Source organism: Streptomyces sp. H39-S7, assembly GCF_027158205.1.
In the GTDB taxonomy this organism is placed as follows: Bacteria; Actinomycetota; Actinomycetes; order Streptomycetales; family Streptomycetaceae; genus Actinacidiphila.
Window position 1 is genome coordinate 56,148 of record NZ_JAPVLU010000004.1, and the last position, 18,043, is coordinate 74,190.

General features: G+C 73.0%; 13 protein-coding genes and 1 pseudogene. 11 read left to right on the top strand and 3 right to left on the bottom strand.

The features are described 5' to 3' along the window. Positions 1–32: 32 nt before the first annotated feature. Positions 33–1,352 carry an MFS transporter gene (locus tag O3X23_RS05175; protein WP_269269917.1) on the bottom strand — a complete coding sequence of 440 codons (1,320 nt, stop codon included), beginning with the start codon at positions 1,350–1,352 and terminating at the stop codon, positions 33–35. Between the two features lie 101 nt (positions 1,353–1,453). Between O3X23_RS05175 and O3X23_RS05180 the strand changes: the two genes are divergently transcribed. The 3 genes from O3X23_RS05180 (at position 1,454) to O3X23_RS05190 (ending at position 5,518) form a co-directional block, all read left to right on the top strand. After that, entirely contained in the window at positions 1,454–2,491 is a 1,038-nt protein-coding gene (locus O3X23_RS05180) for a LysR family transcriptional regulator (protein WP_269269918.1), read from the top strand. Between the two features lie 99 nt (positions 2,492–2,590). Then, the gene (locus O3X23_RS05185) at positions 2,591–3,970 is read left to right on the top strand and encodes an MFS transporter (protein WP_269269919.1); all 1,380 of its coding nucleotides are present in this window, start codon (positions 2,591–2,593) and stop codon (positions 3,968–3,970) included. A 237-nt stretch (positions 3,971–4,207) separates the two neighbouring features. Next, on the top strand, positions 4,208–5,518 hold the full coding sequence (locus tag O3X23_RS05190) for a uroporphyrinogen-III synthase (RefSeq protein ID WP_269269920.1): 1,311 nt from the start codon (positions 4,208–4,210) through the stop codon (positions 5,516–5,518). Positions 5,519–5,546: 28 nt separating this feature from the next. Here O3X23_RS05190 and O3X23_RS05195 read toward each other — a convergent pair whose 3' ends face one another. Continuing rightward, complete coding sequence (locus tag O3X23_RS05195) at positions 5,547–6,197, bottom strand: CGNR zinc finger domain-containing protein (RefSeq protein WP_269269921.1); 651 nt, start codon at positions 6,195–6,197, stop codon at positions 5,547–5,549. A 305-nt stretch (positions 6,198–6,502) separates the two neighbouring features. Between O3X23_RS05195 and O3X23_RS05200 the strand changes: the two genes are divergently transcribed. From O3X23_RS05200 to O3X23_RS05210, 3 genes are all read left to right on the top strand, one after another. Further along, the gene (locus O3X23_RS05200) at positions 6,503–8,830 is read left to right on the top strand and encodes a HelD family protein (protein ID WP_269269922.1); all 2,328 of its coding nucleotides are present in this window, start codon (positions 6,503–6,505) and stop codon (positions 8,828–8,830) included. A 372-nt stretch (positions 8,831–9,202) separates the two neighbouring features. Continuing rightward, positions 9,203–10,636: an NAD-dependent malic enzyme gene (locus tag O3X23_RS05205; protein WP_269269923.1), complete on the top strand. Its 1,434-nt coding sequence runs from the start codon at positions 9,203–9,205 to the stop codon at positions 10,634–10,636. Between the two features lie 165 nt (positions 10,637–10,801). Next, positions 10,802–11,083: an HU family DNA-binding protein gene (locus tag O3X23_RS05210; protein ID WP_007264399.1), complete on the top strand. Its 282-nt coding sequence runs from the start codon at positions 10,802–10,804 to the stop codon at positions 11,081–11,083. A 173-nt stretch (positions 11,084–11,256) separates the two neighbouring features. On the opposite strand, the gene murA is transcribed toward O3X23_RS05210, so the two are convergent. After that, a complete protein-coding gene (gene murA / locus O3X23_RS05215) occupies positions 11,257–12,597 on the bottom strand; it encodes a UDP-N-acetylglucosamine 1-carboxyvinyltransferase (protein ID WP_269269926.1) in 1,341 nt (446 codons plus the stop codon). A 278-nt stretch (positions 12,598–12,875) separates the two neighbouring features. On the opposite strand from murA, the gene O3X23_RS05220 reads away from it, so the two are divergent. The 5 genes and pseudogenes from O3X23_RS05220 to O3X23_RS44080 all read left to right on the top strand — a co-directional run. After that, on the top strand, positions 12,876–13,454 hold the full coding sequence (locus O3X23_RS05220; protein WP_269269927.1) for a YqgE/AlgH family protein: 579 nt from the start codon (positions 12,876–12,878) through the stop codon (positions 13,452–13,454). An 11-nt stretch (positions 13,455–13,465) separates the two neighbouring features. Next, complete coding sequence (locus O3X23_RS05225; RefSeq protein WP_269269928.1) at positions 13,466–13,750, top strand: DUF3039 domain-containing protein; 285 nt, start codon at positions 13,466–13,468, stop codon at positions 13,748–13,750. An 85-nt stretch (positions 13,751–13,835) separates the two neighbouring features. Continuing rightward, complete coding sequence (locus O3X23_RS05230; protein ID WP_269269929.1) at positions 13,836–15,464, top strand: beta-N-acetylhexosaminidase; 1,629 nt, start codon at positions 13,836–13,838, stop codon at positions 15,462–15,464. Positions 15,465–15,726: 262 nt separating this feature from the next. After that, complete coding sequence (locus O3X23_RS05235) at positions 15,727–16,620, top strand: FAD binding domain-containing protein (RefSeq protein WP_269269930.1); 894 nt, start codon at positions 15,727–15,729, stop codon at positions 16,618–16,620. A gap of 650 nt (positions 16,621–17,270) precedes the next feature. Beyond that, a pseudogene (locus O3X23_RS44080) lies at positions 17,271–17,966 on the top strand ((2Fe-2S)-binding protein); the annotation flags it as partial. Positions 17,967–18,043: the final 77 nt, after the last annotated feature.

Here is an 18,043-nt window from a genome sequence, read left to right on the forward strand (position 1 = left end):
AGGCCTCGCCGCTCACCGCGGTGGGGCCTTTCTCATGCGTGGACGCGGGTGCGCGGGCGTACCCGCAGCGCCAGGGCGGCGGCGAGGGCGCCCGCGGCGGCGGGGAGCCAGAAGCCGGTGCCCGCGGGGAAGCGTTCGGCTGCGGTGCCCGCGAGGGCGGCACCGGCGGAGATACCGGCCAGGATGCCGGTGACGGCGACCGTCATGCCCTCGTTGAGGCGGTTCGGCGGCGCGAGGCTCTGCACCAGGGTCATGCCGTTGACCATGGTGGGGGCGGTGGCGCAGCCGGCGAGGAAGAGGCAGCCGGCGAGCGTCGGCAGGTCGCGGGCGAGCAGCGGCAGGGTCATCAGGGCCGCCATCGCCGCCACCGCGGCCGCGAAGCGGGTGGTGGCGGGGCCGGTGGGCCGGTACAGGCCGTAGAGCAGGCCCGCGGCGCCCGATCCGGCGGCCTGCAGGGCGAGGACGACGCCGGCGGCCGACGCGTGGCCGCGGGCGTCGGCGAAGGCGATCGTGGTGACCTCCAGCGTGCCGAAGATCACCCCGGTGCAGAAGAACACCGCCAGCAGGGCCGGCAGGCCGGGCACCCGGAGCAGGGAGCCGGTACGGGTCGCGGGGCGTCCCGCGGCGGGCGGCTCCGTGCCGCGCTGGGCGATGAAGAGCAGGACCCCCGCGAGCAGCAGGACGTTCGCGACCAGCATGCCCGCCTCGGGGAAGAGCGCCGTGCACAGGAATGCCGCCAGCACCGGGCCGAGCAGATAGCAGAACTCGTCGGCGACCTGCTCGAAGGAGTTGGCCACGTGGCGGGCCGCGGGGTCGTCGCGGTAGAGGTGCGCCCAGCGGGCGCGGGCCATGCCACCGGTGTTCGGGGTCGTCGACTTGGCGGTGTACGTGGCGAAGAGCGTCCAGGACGGGGCGTCGTACCGCACGCACAGCAGGAGGGCGAGGCAGGCCGTCACGGACCACACGGTGGCCGGCAGCGCGACCCTGGCCTGCCCGTACCGGTCGGTGAGGCGGGCTATGAGCGGGGCGAGGACGGCGGTCGCGGCCAGGCCGGCGGCGGCCACGGCGCCCGCGAGCGCGTAGGAGCCGCGGGTCGTGGCGATCATGATGATCAGGCTGACGCCGAACATCCCCATCGGGGCGCGGGACAGCAGGCTGCCCGCCGTGAAGGCCGCGCTGCCCGGAGCGGCGAAGATCCGCCGGTAGGCGCCGAAGCGGCCGGGCGGCCGGACGGTGCCGGCGTGCTGGAGGGCGGGCCGGTCGACGGCGCGCCGGTTGACGGTGCGGTCGGCGGCGATCAGGGTGCCGCCTGCGGCGGTGAGGAGCAGCGGTGCGGGAGGGCGACGGTGCATGTGATCAGCCTGGCCGCGGGCCGCTGCCGCGGTCCAACACCTGATCGGCGGCCATTGACGCGTTTTCGTTGTCAATGGACGGGCGGGTGTTCAATGGCGGCGTGCCCCACGATCTGGAACCCCGCCTGCTGCGCGCATTCGCCGCCGTCGCCGAGGAACTGCATTTCTCCCGCGCCGCCGCCGCGCTCTTTGTCGCGCAGCAGGCCCTCAGCCGCGACATCCGTCGATTGGAGCGCGAGCTGGGCACCGAACTGTTCGTCCGCACCACCCGGCGCGTCGAACTCACCGCCGACGGCGAAAGGCTTCTTCCGCACGCGCGGCGGGTACTCGCGGCGCAGGACGAGCTGGCCGCGGCCTTCGCGGCGGCCGACCGGCCGCTGCTCGTCGACGTCAGCGCTCCCGTCAGCACCGGGCGCCGGGTGCTGGATGAGGCGCGCGCGACGGCCCCCGGCAGTGAGCTGATCGCCCGCTTCCACAGCGGCCTCACCGGCGCCGCCGCCGATATCCTCGCCGGCCGTCTCGACGTCTCCTTCGGCCGCGTCGCGGGGCTGTCCCCGGCCGCCCTGTCCCGGCTCGACCACCGGCCGGTGCGCTTCGAGCCGATGGCCGTCGTCCTGCCGCGGGAGCACCCGCTCGCGGGCCTGGAGCGGATCCCGCTGGACGCGCTGGCGGGGGAGACGCTGTACGCGGGGGCCGGCAACCCGACCACCGCCGAGTGGACCGATCTCGCGACGCGGCTCTTCGCGGGCCGGGGGATCGCGGTGGCCGCGCCCTTCCCGCAGATCGAGGGCGAGGCGGAGTTCATCCGGCTGGTGGCCAAGCACCGCTGGCCGGTGCTGGCCACCACCGAGTTCCTCGACATGCCCGGCGCGGTGCTCCGGCCGCTGGCGGACCCCGTCCCCCTCGCCCTGGTCTCGATGGTCTGGCGCCGCGGGCTGCGCCACCCCGGGCTGACGGCCCTGCACGAGGCGGTGACCGCCCTGGCGGCGGCCGGGCACTGGCTGCACCGGCCCGCCGGCAGCTGGCTCCCGGACCCCGACGCCCACCTCGCGGCCCTCCCCGGGCCCGATGACGTCCGTCCCGCCCCCACCGTCCGGCCCGACGACGCGCGTCTCACAGCGGCCCCCGGCGCCGGGTGAGTGCATGGTTCCCCCCACGTCACCTCGGGCCATCGGGCGGTAACCGGCCGTTTCTACTGTCGTGGACGACACCCGACACCGGTAGGGCCTGGAGGCGTCATGCACACCACCGCTACGGATACGCGCAGGGGGGGCCGCTGGATCGAGCAGTGGGACCCGGAGGACACCGAGTTCTGGGAGAACGGCGGCCGCAGGACCGCCAACCGCAATCTGCTCTTCTCCATCCTCTCCGAGCACATCGGCTTCTCCGTCTGGACCCTCTGGTCGGTCCTGGTGCTCTTCATGGGCCCCGAGTACGGCATCGACCCGGCCGGAAAGTTCTTCCTGGTCGGCATGGCGACGGCGGTCGGCGCCTTCGTCCGGATCCCGTACACGTTCGCCGTGGCGCGCTTCGGCGGCCGCAACTGGACGATCTTCAGTGCACTGATGCTGCTGCTTCCCACCATCGCGGCCGTGATCGTGATGAAGCCCGGCACCTCGTACGGCACCTTCCTGCTGGTGGCGGCGCTCACCGGGGTGGGCGGCGGCAACTTCGCCTCCTCCATGACCAACATCAACTCCTTCTTCCCGCTCCGGAAGAAGGGCTGGGCGCTCGGCCTCAACGCGGGCGGCGGCAACATCGGCGTGCCGGTGCTCCAACTGGTCGGGCTCCTCGTCATCGGAACGGCGGGCGCCTCGCACCCGCGCATCCTGCTCGCCGTGTACATCCCGCTCATCGTGCTCGCGGCGGTGCTGGCCGCACTGCGGATGGACAACCTGGCACCGGTCAGGAACGACACCGGCGCGGCCCGGGAGGCGGTGCGGGACGCCCACACCTGGATCATGTCCTTCCTCTACATCGGCACCTTCGGCTCGTTCATCGGCTACAGCTTCGCCTTCGGCCTCGTGCTGCAGAACCAGTTCTCCCGCACCCCGCTGCAGGCCGCGTCCATCACCTTCATCGGGCCGCTGCTCGGCTCGCTGATCCGCCCGGTCGGCGGACGGCTCGCCGACCGGTTCGGCGGAGCGCGCATCACGCTCTGGAACTTCCTCGGGATGGCCGCCGCGACGCTCGTCGTCGTGCTCGGTTCGGTGCAGAAGTCGCTGCCGGTCTTCACCACGGGCTTCATCGCCCTGTTCGTGCTCTCCGGGCTCGGCAACGGCTCGACGTACAAGATGATCCCCGGCATCTACCACGCCAAGGCGCTCGCCATGGGCCTCAGCGGGGAGGCCGCCGCAGCGTACGGGCGCCGGCTCTCCGGAGCCTCGATGGGTCTGATCGGCGCGGTCGGCGCGCTCGGCGGCCTCGGCATCAACCTGGCGTTCCGCCAGTCCTTCCTCACCGCGCACACCGGCACTCCGGCCTTCGTCTCCTTCCTGGCCTTCTACGCGGTGTGTTTCACACTCACCTGGGCCGTATACCTCCGCCGTCCCACCACCGCCGCGCCGCTCTCCCCGACGGCGGAACCGGCACCGCAGCTGAGCTACGCGGAGGTGTGACCGGTCCGGCCGCGCCGGGACCCGGCACGGCGCGGCGGCGCCGGAGCGGCCCGGTGCGGCCGGATCCGGCCGCCGGCCGGGAACCAGCACGTAACACTGGTGAAATCCGGGCGAACCCCGCCCGTCACTCCGTGTTGGCACCATGCGTCCGACCGGCGGGAAAAGGCCGGATGTGAGCCCGACCACCGGCGGCGGGGGCCACCAGATACGTGTTCCTCCAGCGGAGCGGGGCAAGCCATGCAGGTGCGGAAGGCAGAACAGCGGGAGGACGGCGCGCGGGCGCCGTCCGCCACCGAGGCCACGGACCCCGTAGCCACGGACCCCGGGTCCACGAACTCCGGGTCCACCTCCACCGAACCCCCGCCCGCCGGGTCCGCGCCGCCGGTCACGGCTCCCGGGAAGGTCGCGGCGGCCGCCTCCGTGCTGCCGCTGGCCGGCTTCACGGTCGGCGTGACGGCGGCCCGGCGCGCCGACGAGCTGGTCGCGCTGCTGGAGCGGCGCGGGGCCGCGGTGCTGCGGGCGCCGGCGCTGCGGATCGTGCCGCTGCTGGACGACGCGGAACTCCTCTCCGCGACCAAGGAACTGCTCGACAACGGTCCGGACATCGTGGTGGCCACCACCGCCATCGGCTTCCGCGGCTGGATCGGCGCGGCCGACGGCTGGGGCCTGGGCGAGGCCCTGCTGGCCCGGCTGGGCGAGGTGGAGGTGCTGGCCCGCGGTCCCAAGGTGAAGGGCGCGATCCGGGCGGCCGGGCTGACGGAGAGCTGGTCGCCGGCCTCCGAGTCGATGGCCGAGGTCCTCGACCGGCTCCTGGAGCAGGGCGTGGCGGGCCGCCGGATCGCCGTCCAGCTGCACGGTGAGCCGCTGCCCGGCTTCATCGAGTCGTTGCGGGCGGCGGGCGCCGAGGTCGTCGGCGTGCCGGTGTACCGGTGGATGGCGCCGGAGGACATCGGCCCGGTCGACCGGCTCATCGACGCGGTGATCGCCCGGTCGGTCGACGCGCTGAGCTTCACGAGCGCCCCCGCGGTGGTCTCCCTGCTGGAACGTGCCGACCGGCTCGGCCGGCTCGACAAGCTGCTCGACGCGCTGCGGCACGACGTCCTGCCGGCCTGCGTCGGACCCGTCACCGCCCTGCCGCTGGAGGCCCACGACATCCCGACGTCCCAGCCGGACCGCTTCCGGCTCGGCCCGCTCGTCCAGCTGATCGCCGCGGAACTGCCGGGGCGCGTGCGGTCGCTGCCCGTCGCGGGCCGCCGGATCGAGATCCGCGGCCAGGCAGTCGTCGTCGACGGCGAACTGCGGACCGTACCGCCCGCCGGCATGGCGCTGCTGCGCGCGCTGGCGCGGCGGCCGGGCTGGGTCGTCCCGCGCGCGGACCTGCTGAAGGCCCTGCCGGGCGCGGGCAGTGACGAACACGCCGTCGAGACGGCGATGGCCCGGCTGAGGACGGCGCTGGGCGCGCCCAAGCTCATCCAGACCGTCGTGAAGCGGGGGTACCGGCTGGCGCTGGATCCCCTGGCGGACGAGAAGTACGCGGGGGAGGAGTAGCCCCGGCGCCGCCTCCCCCGGCGGGTGGTCAGTCCTGGGCGGCCACCGCGCGGCGGCGGTGACGGGCGACGCGCTCCCGGTTGCCGCAGATCTCGCTGCTGCACCAGCGGCGGCGGCGCCCGCGCGACGCGTCGAGATAGACCAGGGAGCAGCTCTCCCCCTCGCACTGCCGCAGCTGGGCCCGTGCGACGGGGTCCGTGAGCAGTTCGACGGCGTCGCGCGCGACGGCCGCGAGCAGGGCGCCGCAGTCGGGCTGCGCGGCCAGGGTGCGGACGAGGGTGCCGTCCGGCGCGGGCCGGGCACTGGGCGCGGGCGGCGCGGCCAGCGCGGCGGCGTTGAGCCGGGAGACGTCGGCGGCCGAGGGCGTCGTCGACAGCGGATCATCGGCGGACAGCGCAGCGGGTGACGTGCCGTCCCGCGGCCCGGCGGCCAACTGCGTCGCCACGACCCGCCGCAGCACGTCCCGCAGCACCAGGAAGCGGCCGAGCCACGCCGCGTCGACCGCCACCGCCGTGCCGCTCGGGACGAGCCCGGTGCCGTAGAGCCACTGGGTCAGCCGGCGCGGCGAGTCGAGACGGTCGACAGGCTCCTCGGAGAGCCGTCCGGAGACCGTCGCGAGGAGGTCGAGGCTCACCCGCCCGGTGTCGAATCGAAGCTCGGAGGAGGCCGTAGCCGTCATGTGCCTGTCACCCTTCCAGTTGCTGCCGCCCGTGACCCGCTGCCCCCAGAGTGCCCCGCCCGGCCCACGTGGGCTAGGTCAAGGGACGGGCCAGTGGGCGGGTCCGCGGACAGGAGGGCGCGCGAGCGGTGCGCGGGGTCCCCGTTCCAACGGCCCGGTGATCGACCAGAGGTGGGGAATCGCGAGCCCGTCGCAGGCGGAGTGGTGCGCAGGGGGGCGCGGGTCGCGTACGGTTGCAGGCTGCCCCGTGCGTGTAGCCGAACCTGCACGGAGCGCTCTCAACGCACAGGAGAAGGGGGTCTTGCGTGGCCGCGCAAACCGCAGCGCCCGGGGGGGTCCGGGACGTGGAGATCGCCGTCGAACAGGCGCACCTGGACCGGGTGTACCGCCGGCTCGAGGAGAAGATCCACGAAGCCGAGTTCCTCATGGATGACGCCGCCAAGCGCGGCCAGGTGGGAACACCCGGCGCGCTCGCCGAGCGCGACGCGCAGGTGTTCCGCGCCGGACTGCACCTCAACCGGCTCAACGCGGAGTTCGAGGACTTCCTCTTCGGACGGATCGACCTGCTGCAGGGCAAGGACGGAAAGCGGGGCGCCGACGGCGCGTTCACCTCGCTCGAACCGGCGGACGACGCCGTCGTGAACGACGCGGCGAAGATCGCGGAAGTGCTGCACATCGGCCGCATCGGCGTCCTGGACGCCGACTACGCGCCGCTGGTGATCGACTGGCGGGCGCCCGCGGCCGCGCCGTTCTACCGCTCGACCCCGGTCGCCCCCGGGCGGGTGGTGCGCCGCCGCGTCATCCGCTCCAAGGGCCGCAGGGTGCTGGGGGTGGAGGACGACCTGCTGCGCCCGGAGCTGGAGACCGGGCTTCCGGTGGTCGGTGACGGTGCGCTGATGGCCGCGCTGGGGCAGGCCCGCAGCCACACGATGCGCGACATCGTGGCGAGCATCCAGGCCGAGCAGGACATGGTGATCAGGGCACCCGCCGCCTCCGTCACGGAGGTCACCGGCGGCCCCGGCACCGGCAAGACGGCGGTCGCGCTGCACCGCGCCGCGTACCTGCTCTACCAGGACCGCCGCCGGTACGCGGGCGGCATCCTGGTCGTCAGCCCGACGCCGCTGCTGGTGGCGTACACCGAGGGCGTCCTGCCGTCGCTCGGCGAGGAGGGCCAGGTCGCGATCCGCGCCGTCGGCTCGCTCGTCGACGGCGTCGAGGCCGACCTGTACGACGAGCCCGCGGTCGCCCGCATCAAGGGCTCGCTGCGCATGATGAAGGTGCTGCGCAACGCGGCGCGCGGCGCGCTGGAGGCCCCGCAGCCGGCCAGGCCCACGCAGCAGGCCGCCCTCTTCGAGGACGACGAAGAGGACGACAGCGGTCCGCAGGTCTCCCGCACCACGCTGCGTGTCGTCGCCTTCGGGCGGCGGCTGGAGCTGGGCGAGCAGGAGCTGTCGCAGATCCGGCACAACGTGCTGGGCGGCACCGCCCCCGTGAACCTGCTGCGCCCCCGCGCCCGCAGGCTGCTGCTGGACGCGCTGTGGCGGAAGGCCGGACGCCGCTCCGACGACCAGGAACTGGCCGCCGAGGAGCGCCAGGGTTTCGACGAGGACATCTCGACGGAGCCGGAGTTCCTGGACTTCCTCCAGGGGTACTGGCCGATCCTCACCCCGCGCGGGGTGCTCGCGGCGCTGGCCGACGAGAAGCGGCTCGGCCGCTGGGCGCGCCGGGTGCTCACCCCGCCCGAGGTGCGCCGGGTGGCGCGTTCGCTGCGCCGCGACGGCGTGACCGTGCACGATGTGGCGCTGCTCGACGAGTTGGAGACGCTGCTGGGCCCGCCGCCGCGGCCGAAGAAGCGCGACGCGGACCCGATGGACATGCTGACGGGTCTCGACGAGGTCACCACGATGGCCGACCGGATGGGCGGCGGCCGCCGCAACCGGGCGGACCGGCTCGACGAGGACCGGGCCGAGTACGCGCACGTCATCGTCGACGAGGCGCAGGACCTGACGCCGATGCAGTGGCGGATGGTCGGCCGCCGCGGCAGGACCGCGACCTGGACGATCGTCGGCGACCCGGCGCAGAGCTCCTGGACGGATCCCGACGAGGCCGCCCAGGCGCGCGAGGAGGCGCTCGGCAGCCGGCCGCGCCGCCGCTTCACCCTGACGGTCAACTACCGCAACCCCTCCGAGATCGCCGACCTCGCGGCGAAGGTGCTGAAGCTGGCGATGCCCGGCATGGAGTCGCCGCGCGCGGTGCGTTCCACCGGCCTCGTGCCGCGCTTCTCGGTGGCCGGCCCCGACCTGGGGGCCGCGGTCCGCGCGGAGGCCGAACTGCTGCTGGCGGACGTGGACGGCACGGTCGGGGTCGTGGTGGCCATGGGCCGCCGCGGGCAGGCCCGCAAGTGGCTGGCGGGGCTCGGCGAGCGGGTGGTGGCGCTGGGCAGCCTGGAGGCCAAGGGCCTGGAGTACGACGCGACGATCGTGGTCTCCCCGGCGGAGATCGCCGACGAGTCGCCGGCCGGACTGCGGGTGCTCTACGTGGCGCTGACCCGCGCCACCCAGCGGCTCACGGTGCTCTCCGGCGAGCGCGACACCCCGGACGGGTCCGGGGTCCCGGACCTGCTGCGGGACTGACCGGCCGCACGTGCGGAACGACGACGGGCGCCCCTCCTGAGAGGGGCGCCCGTCGGACGTTGATGACACCGGCCCGCCATGCTCGCCTCGCGGCAAGTGGGCGCTCGAAGCGCCTAAGGTTGGGCCCGGGGGCTTGGATCGAGCCGGTGCCGTACCCAGGCTAACAAACCGCCCCGTGGGTTGCTTCCCGCATCTGCCGACAACCCGGAATTTGCCGAAGGTCACAGTCCGGGCTTGAAAATTCCGCCGAATTCTCGCATGGTGGAAGTATCTTTCCGTTGCCGAGGCCGCGGTTACGCGTACCGGCCAGTAGGTGCAACGATCGAGCGGCAGAGCGTTTGAACAAGCAGGCAGTGGAAGAAGGTCGGCAGGATGGCAACGGCGCCAAGCGTCTCGTACTCGATCACGGTACGGCTGGAGGTCCCGGCGAGCGGGACCGCGGTCAGCCAGCTCACCACCGCGGTGGAGTCGTCGGGAGGGTCGGTGACCGGCCTCGACGTGACCGCCTCCGGGCACGAGAAGCTCCGGATCGACGTGACCATCGCGGCCACGTCCACCGCGCACGGCGACGAGATCGTCGAGAAGCTGCGCGGCATCGAGGGCGTCGTCCTCGGCAAGGTCTCCGACCGTACGTTCCTGATGCACCTCGGCGGCAAGATCGAGATGGCGTCCAAGCACCCCATCCGCAACCGTGACGACCTCTCGATGATCTACACCCCGGGCGTCGCCCGCGTGTGCATGGCCATCGCCGAGAACCCCGAGGACGCCCGCCGCCTCACCATCAAGCGCAACAGCGTCGCCGTCGTCACCGACGGCTCCGCGGTGCTCGGCCTGGGCAACATCGGCCCGATGGCCGCCCTGCCGGTCATGGAGGGCAAGGCGGCGCTCTTCAAGCGCTTCGCCGGCATCGACGCGTGGCCGATCTGCCTCGATACCCAGGACCCAGACAAAATCGTCGAGATCGTCCGAGCCATCGCACCGGGCTTCGCGGGCATCAACCTGGAGGACATCTCCGCGCCGCGCTGCTTCGAGATCGAGGCCCGGCTGCGCGAGCTGCTGGACATCCCGGTCTTCCACGACGACCAGCACGGCACCGCCATTGTGGTGCTCGCCTCACTCACCAACGCGCTGCGCGTCGTCGGCAAGAACATCGGTGACGTACGGGTCGTCATGTCGGGCGCCGGCGCGGCCGGTACGGCCATCCTCAAGCTGCTCATCGCCGCCGGCGTGAAGCACGCGGTCTCCGCCGACATCCACGGTGTCGTGCACTCGGGACGCCCGGACCTGGTGGACGCCGACCCCGAGTCGCCGCTGCGGTGGATCGCCGACAACACCAACCCCGAGGGCATCACCGGCACCCTCAAGCAGGCCGTGCGCGGAGCGGACGTCTTCATCGGCGTCTCGGCTCCCAACGTCCTGACCGGCGAAGACGTCGCCGCGATGGCCACGGGGGCGATCGTCTTCGCGCTCGCCAACCCCGACCCCGAGGTGGAGCCCGCGGTGGCCCGGCAGACCGCCGCGGTGGTCGCCACCGGCCGCAGCGACTTCCCCAACCAGATCAACAACGTGCTGGTCTTCCCGGGCGTCTTCCGCGGCCTGCTGGACGCGCAGAGCCGTACGGTGAACACCGAGATGATGCTGGCCGCCGCGTACGCACTCGCCGATGTCGTCGGCGAGGACGAACTGAACGCGAACTACATCATTCCCAGCGTTTTCAACGACAAGGTGGCGGGCGCCGTCGCGGGAGCCGTTCGGAACGCGGCAAAGGCGATGGGCGCGGCAACCGAATCGACGGCCACTGTGTGACGACACTGGGTCATCGCAACGCATCCGCGCCGCTTTCTCAGCGACGCGCTCGGGTGCCGGATTGGCTTTCCCCCCATATATGGGGGCAGGATGCAACTCGGGCAGTGAGGCAGCATCAGCTTCAAGCTCGCGCCCCCCTGGCAGAAAGAACACGGGAGTAAAGATATGAACCGCAGTGAGCTGGTGGCCGCTCTGTCCGAGCGCGCCGAGGTGACCCGTAAGGACGCCGACGCCGTTCTGGCCGCTCTCGCCGAGACCGTCGGCGAGATCGTCGCCAAGGGCGACGAGAAGGTCACCATTCCCGGCTTCCTGACCTTCGAGCGCACGCACCGTGCCGCTCGCACCGCGCGCAACCCGCAGACCGGCGACCCGATCCAGATCCCGGCCGGCTACAGCGTGAAGGTCTCCGCGGGCTCCAAGCTCAAGGAAGCCGCCAAGGGCAAGTAGTTCCCGACTGGCAAGGCGAAGGGCGGCCATCCCCCCGGGGGGATGGCCGCCCTCGCTGCGTCCTGGCGCCTCCAGGCCGGACCTGACGCGTCCAGGGCCCGGACCTGACGCTCCAGGCCGGTCCTGGCGCCGCCAGGGGCCCGGGCGGGCCCGTGGGCCCGCCCGGGGACGCGCTAGACGCTGACGGGGTTCGGCAGCTCGACGTTGGCTCCCAGTTCCGCGAGCTTCGCCATGAAGTTCTCGTAGCCGCGGTTGATGAGGTCGATGCCGTGCACCCGGGAGGTGCCCTGCGCCGCCAGGGCGGCGATCAGGTACGAGAAGCCGCCGCGGAGGTCGGGGATGACCAGATCGGCGCCCTGGAGCTTGGTGGGGCCGGAGACGACCGCCGAGTGCAGGAAGTTGCGCTGGCCGAAGCGGCAGGCGGAGCCGCCCAGGCACTCGCGGTAGAGCTGGATGTGCGCGCCCATCTGGTTGAGCGCCGAGGTGAAGCCCAGCCGGGACTCGTAGACCGTCTCGTGGACGATCGACAGGCCGGACGCCTGCGTCAGCGCCACCACCAGCGGCTGCTGCCAGTCGGTCTGGAAGCCCGGGTGGACGTCGGTCTCCAGCGCGATGGCGTTGAGCGGGCCGCCCGGGTGCCAGAAGCGGATGCCCTCGTCGTCGATCTCGAAGGCGCCGCCGACCCGGCGGAAGGTGTTCAGGAAGGTCATCATCGACCGCTGGTGGGCCCCGCGGACGTAGATGTTGCCCTCGGTGGCCAGCGCCGCGCTCGCCCAGGAGGCCGCCTCCAGGCGGTCCGGGAGCGCGCGGTGGTTGTAGCCGCCGAGCTTGTCGACCCCGGTGATCCGGATCGTGCGGTCGGTGTCCATCGAGATGATCGCGCCCATTTTCTGCAGAACGCAGATCAGGTCCTCGATCTCGGGCTCGACCGCCGCGTTCGACAGCTCGGTGACGCCCTCGGCCAGCACGGCCGTCAGCAGCACCTGCTCGGTCGAGCCGACGGACGGGTACGGCAGCGTGATCTTGCAGCCGCGCAGCCGCTGCGGGGCTTCCAGGTACTGGCCGCCGGGCCGCTTCTCGATGGTCGCGCCGAACCGGCGCAGCACGTCGAAGTGGAAGTCGATCGGCCGGCCGCCGATGTCGCAGCCGCCCAGGCCCGGGATGAAGGCGTGGCCGAGGCGGTGCAGCAGCGGGCCGCAGAACAGGATCGGGATCCGGGAGGATCCGGCGTGCGCGTCGATGTCGGCGACGTTCGCGCTCTCGACGTGCGAGGGGTCGAGCACCAGCTCGCCCGGTTCCTCACCGGCCTGGACCGTCACGCCGTGCAGCTGGAGCAGCCCGCGCACGACGCGGACGTCGCGGATGTCGGGCACGTTGCGCAGTCGGCTCGGCTCGCTGCCGAGGAGGGCGGCGACCATGGCCTTGGGCACGAGGTTCTTCGCGCCACGGACACGGATCTCGCCCCGGAGCGGGGTTCCGCCATGGACAAGCAGTACGTCGGAAGCGTCGGTCATGGATCTCGCGTTCCTGGAGACAGTCATAAAAGTGGGCGGGGTCCCCGCAGGCACCAGGAAGAAATGGTAATGCGCCTACGGAGGACTCCTGTAAGCACAGGAGGTGACGGCTCTGTCATGACTTCGCTACAGCCACGGCCCACCCCCTCGGTTACCAGTCGGTACAAGGCCTGCGGGGCCGCCGGGACCTCCCGCTCGACTGCCCGCACGCTGCGCGATTACGCCGGGGGCGGTCGTTGGCATCCCGCGAACGCCCCCGATGCGGGATCATGTGGACCATGACGGAGGTCACTTCGCTCACCGGCAGGCTGCTCGTGGCGACGCCTGCGCTGGCGGACCCGAATTTCGACCGTGCGGTGGTACTCCTGCTCGACCACGACGAGGCGGGGTCGCTGGGCGTTGTGCTGAACCGCCCCACGCCGATCGGGGTGGGCGACGTGCTCCAGCCGTGGGCGGTGCTGGCCGGCTCGCCCCCGGTGGTGTTCCAGGGCGGCCCGGTCTCGCTGGACTCCGCGCTGGGGCTGGCCGTGGTGCCCGGCGAGTCCTGGGACGACGGGGACGACGCCCCGCTGGGCTGGCGGCGGGTGCACGGCGCGATCGGCCTCGTGGACCTGGAGGCGCCGCCGGAACTGCTCGCGGCGGAGCTGGGCTCCCTGCGGATCTTCGCCGGGTACGCCGGCTGGGGGCCGGGCCAGCTGGAGGCCGAACTCGTCGACGGCGCCTGGTACGTCGTGGAGTCCGAACCGGGTGATGTGTCCTCGCCGGACCCGGAGCGTCTGTGGCGCTCCGTGCTCAGGCGGCAACGCAACGAATTGGCGATGGTGGCCACGTACCCGGACGACCCGTCGCTCAATTAGGCTTGACGGTTATGAGCACTCTTGAGCCCGAACGCGGGGCGGGCACCGGCACCCTCGTCGAGCCGACCCCGCAGGTGTCGCACGGCGATGGCGACCACGAGCGCTTCGCGCACTATGTCCAGAAGGACAAGATCATGGAGAGCGCGCTCTCCGGGTCTCCGGTGGTGGCGCTGTGCGGGAAGGTCTGGGTGCCGGGCAGGGACCCGAAGAAGTACCCGGTCTGCCCGATGTGCAAGGAGATCTTCGAGACGATGCCCCTCGGTGGCGGCGACAAGGACAAGAGCGGCAAGAGCTGACCTGGGCCGTGTCCGCCGGACACGGCGCAAGTAGCCGCCCGATTGGTCTATGCCAATCCGGTTCCGGCGGGGCAGGATGTCCGTCATGGATCTGATCCCCGCTCCGCGCACGGTGTCCGACGCCCCGGAGGACGAGTTCTTCGTCCTCGGACCCGACACGGTGCTGGCCGCCGGGCCGGGCGCGGAGCGGGCGGAGAGATGGCTGCGCTCGGAACTCGGAGCGGCCACCGGCCACCGGCTCGCTCCGGGTGACGGCTCGGAGACCGACGCCATCAGGATCACGGTCGCCGAGGTGGTCGCCGACGATCTCGGGCCCGAGGGGTACCGGATCATGGTCTCGCCGACCGGTGTCCACCTCCACGGCGGCGGCCCGGCGGGCGTCTTCTGGGGTGCGCAGACGCTGCGCCAGCTGCTCGGCCCTGAAGCGTTCCGGCGCGCACCGCTGGCGGCACGCGAGTGGCACATCCCGTTCTGCCACATCGAGGACTCCCCGCGCTTCGGCTGGCGGGGCCTCATGCTCGACGTGTCCCGGCACTTCCTGCCCAAGGACGCGGTGCTGCGCTACGTCGACCTGATGGCAGCGCACAAGCTCAACGTGCTGCACCTGCACCTCACCGACGACCAGGGCTGGCGCGTGGAGATCAAGCGCTACCCGCGGCTCACCGAGGTCGGCGCCTGGCGCGAGCGGACCAAGGTGGGGCTCCGTGAGTCCGAACGGTGGGACGAACGCCCGCACGGCGGCTACTACACCCAGGACGACATCCGCGAGATCGTCTCCTACGCGGCACAGCGGCACATCACCGTCGTGCCCGAGATCGACATCCCCGGACACTCCCAGGCCGCCATCGCGGCCTACCCCGAACTGGGCAACGCCGACGTCGTCGACACCGGCGCGCTCCCGGTGCTGACCAGTTGGGGCGTCAACCCCAACGTGCTGGCCCCCTCGGACGGCACCCTGCGCTTCTACGAGGGCGTCTTCACCGAGTTGCTCGACCTGTTCCCGTCCGAGTTCTTCCACATCGGCGGCGACGAGTGCCCCAAGGAGCAGTGGCGCGCCTCCGCGTCGGCCCAGGAGCGCATTAAGGAGCTGGGGCTGGCCGACGAGGACGAGCTGCAGAGCTGGATCATCCGGCACTTCGACGGCTGGCTCGCCGAGCGCGGCCGCCGGCTGATCGGCTGGGACGAGATCCTCGAAGGCGGCCTGGCCCCTGGGGCGGCCGTCTCCTCGTGGCGGGGGTACGCGGGCGGGATCGCCGCCGCGCGGGCCGGGCACGACGTCGTGATGTGCCCGGAGTCGCACGTCTACCTGGACTGGCGCCAGTCGGACCTGGCCGACGAGCCGGTGCCGATCGCACGGGTGCGCACCCTGGAGGACGTCTACCGGTTCGAGCCGGTGCCCGCGGAACTCACCGAGGAGCAGGCCGCGCACGTCATCGGGACGCAGGCCAACGCCTGGACCGAGGTGATGGACTCACCGCGGGTCGTGGACTACATGGTGTTCCCGAGGCTGGCGGCGGTCGCCGAGGTGGCCTGGTCGCGGCTGCCCGCACCCGCCGAGCGCGACTGGCCGGACTTCGAGCGCCGAATGAAATTGCACTACGCGCGACTTGACGCACTCGGAGTGGAGTACCGGCCGCCCGGCGGCCCGCTGCCGTGGCAGCGGCGCCCCGGCGTAGTCGGACGCCCGATCGACGGAGAACCCCCGATCGTGTGAGCAATCCCGCAATGTCCGTCGCCGCAAGGGCGGGCCTGGCACGGTGGATTGGCGTATCTTCGCAACACCCTCGAAGAGCGCCAATCCCGACACAGGGGTGATACCCGACAGAACGGGGCATCCACTCCCGTGAGGGACAGGCCCGCACTTCGTGGACCCTCGCGTTGACCACCGCGGAACATGTGCCAGAGTTGCCACGTCCGGGCTGTCAGCACGTACGGTACGGCTACCGCACGGCGGAGAGCCGGGAAGGGGCAGCTGCGTGAGCACGAATGCACAGCGGACGGCGCGAAATGTCACGTTGCCGTCCTCGCTCGACGAGGCCGTGGAGGCACTCGCCGCCGCGCCCGGCGCCGTGCCCGTGGCCGGTGGCACCGACCTGATGGCGGCCGTCAACTCCGGGCAGCTGCGGCCGGCCGGCCTCGTCGGCCTCGGCCGGATCAGCGAGATCCGCGGCTGGCAGTACGCCGACGGCCACGCGCTGCTCGGCGCCGGCCTCACCCACGCCCGGATGAGCCGCCCCGACTTCGCCGCACTCATCCCCGCGCTCGCCGCCGCCGCCCGCGCGGCGGGACCACCGCAGATCCGCAACGCGGGCACCCTCGGCGGCAACATCGCCACGGCCGCGCCCACCGGCGACGCACTGCCGGTGCTGACCGCGCTGGAGGCGAGCGTCATCCTGGCCGGCCCCGAGGGCAGCCGGGAACTGCCGGTCAGCCACCTGCTGACCGGGATGGACCCGCTGCGCCCCGGAGAACTCCTCACGTTCGTGCGGGTGCCACTGCTGCACGCGCCGCAGACGTTCCTCAAGGCCACCGGCCGCACCGGCCCCGGCCGGGCGCTGGCCTCGGTCGCCGTCGTCCTGGACCCCGCCCGGCGCGGTGTGCGCTGTGCGGTGGGCGCGGTGGCGCCCGTGCCGCTGCGGCCACTGGAGGCCGAGCGGTGGGTCGCGGGACTGATCGACTGGGACGGCGGACGGCTGCTCGCCCCCGAGGCGTGCACGGCCTTCGGCGAGTACGTCGCGGGAGCGTGCATCCCGGACCCCGTGCCGGGGCCCGACGGGGCCGAGGCCGTCGAACTGCCGCCCGCCGCCGTACAACTGCGCCGCACCGTGGCGGCGCTGGCCCGCCGAGCGCTCGGGAGGGCACTGGCATGACCGACCAGCCGCAGCCGCAGCCGGGCACCCCGCTCACCCCGGGCACCTGGCAGCCCGTGCCGGGCGGTGGGGACTACGACCCCGACCAGACCATGCACGTCTCCTTCGCGGCCATGCTGCCGCCGGTGGCCGACGCGGGTGACGCGGCGACCCAGTGGTCGATCCCGCTCGTCGCGGCCGACCCGGTCGAGGAGACCGGCGCCTACCTCCTGAACTCCGTGGCGGACGGTCTCGTCCCGCCGTGGACCGCCCAGCACCCCGACGAGACGCACTCCCGCCCCGACGCGCCCGCCGCGCGGCCGTTCAGCGCCGGGCAGTTCGGCCAGGGCGCCGCGGCCTCAGCACCCCGGCCGCAGGCCGGAACCTTTCGGCATGATCTCGGCGCGCAGGCCGTCGGCGAGCGCGGCGGCGAGCCGTACCCGCCGCGAGCGCCGAGCGGCCAGGCGGACGCCCAGCAGCCGGACGCCCAGGACCTGGCGGCCCGGCACCCGTACTTCGCCGAGCACCCGCCCTCCACCACCGCGGGCCCGACACCGCCCTCCGACGGGACCGGGCACTGGAACCTGCCGTTCGTCGCGGAGGACGCGGCGGACGAGTCCGGCGAGTACCCCATGGGCGCCGTGGGGGCACTCACCGGAGCCGAGACCGTCGCGGTGACCGAGGACGGCCCGGAGGCGGCGGAGATCGCCACCGACGGCCCGGCCGGCGGGGACGAACCCGCCGAGGCGGTGGCGGACGACGACGAGCCGGCGCCCGAGGCGCACAGCGAGCACCCGCTCGCCTCCTACGTCCTGCGCGTCAACGGCGCCGACCGGCCCGTGACCGACGCCTGGCTCGGCGAGTCCCTGCTGTACGTCCTGCGCGAGCGGCTCGGCCTCGCCGGCGCGAAGGACGGCTGCGAGCAGGGCGAGTGCGGCGCCTGCTCCGTCCAGGTCGACGGCCGGCTCGTGGCCTCCTGCCTGGTGCCGGCCGCGACCGCCGCGGGCAGCGAGGTCCGCACCGTCGAGGGGCTGTCCGGCGACGGGCAGCCGTCCGACGTGCAGCGCGCCCTCGCCGAGTGCGGCGCCGTGCAGTGCGGCTTCTGCGTTCCCGGTCTCGCGATGACCGTCCACGACCTGCTGGAGGGCAACCACAAGCCCACCGAGCTGGAGACCCGCCAGGCCATCTGCGGCAACCTCTGCCGCTGCACCGGCTACCGGGGCGTGCTGGACGCCGTCCAGGACGTCGTGGCGTCCCGTGAGGCCATTGCGGCGGAAAACACCGACCACACTGCGCACACCGCCGACGGGGCCCGCATCCCGCACCAGGGCGGCCCGCACGGCAGCCACCCGGGCGGCACCGCGTGACCGGCCGCACCATCCCGGGCCGACGGCCGGAGCCGCGGCACGCGCGCCCGGCCGGCGCGGGCGAACCCACCGGCAGC

Coding starts and splice junctions, on each gene's coding strand:
- murA (WP_269269926.1), bottom strand. CDS start 12,597: ATGACCGACGCTTCCGACGTACTGCTTGTCCATGGCGGAACCCCGCTC.
- O3X23_RS05195 (WP_269269921.1), bottom strand. CDS start 6,197: ATGACGGCTACGGCCTCCTCCGAGCTTCGATTCGACACCGGGCGGGTG.
- O3X23_RS05175 (WP_269269917.1), bottom strand. CDS start 1,352: ATGCACCGTCGCCCTCCCGCACCGCTGCTCCTCACCGCCGCAGGCGGC.
- O3X23_RS05220 (WP_269269927.1), top strand. CDS start 12,876: ATGACGGAGGTCACTTCGCTCACCGGCAGGCTGCTCGTGGCGACGCCT.
- O3X23_RS05230 (WP_269269929.1), top strand. CDS start 13,836: ATGGATCTGATCCCCGCTCCGCGCACGGTGTCCGACGCCCCGGAGGAC.
- O3X23_RS05185 (WP_269269919.1), top strand. CDS start 2,591: ATGCACACCACCGCTACGGATACGCGCAGGGGGGGCCGCTGGATCGAG.
- O3X23_RS05190 (WP_269269920.1), top strand. CDS start 4,208: ATGCAGGTGCGGAAGGCAGAACAGCGGGAGGACGGCGCGCGGGCGCCG.
- O3X23_RS05210 (WP_007264399.1), top strand. CDS start 10,802: ATGAACCGCAGTGAGCTGGTGGCCGCTCTGTCCGAGCGCGCCGAGGTG.
- O3X23_RS05205 (WP_269269923.1), top strand. CDS start 9,203: ATGGCAACGGCGCCAAGCGTCTCGTACTCGATCACGGTACGGCTGGAG.
- O3X23_RS05225 (WP_269269928.1), top strand. CDS start 13,466: ATGAGCACTCTTGAGCCCGAACGCGGGGCGGGCACCGGCACCCTCGTC.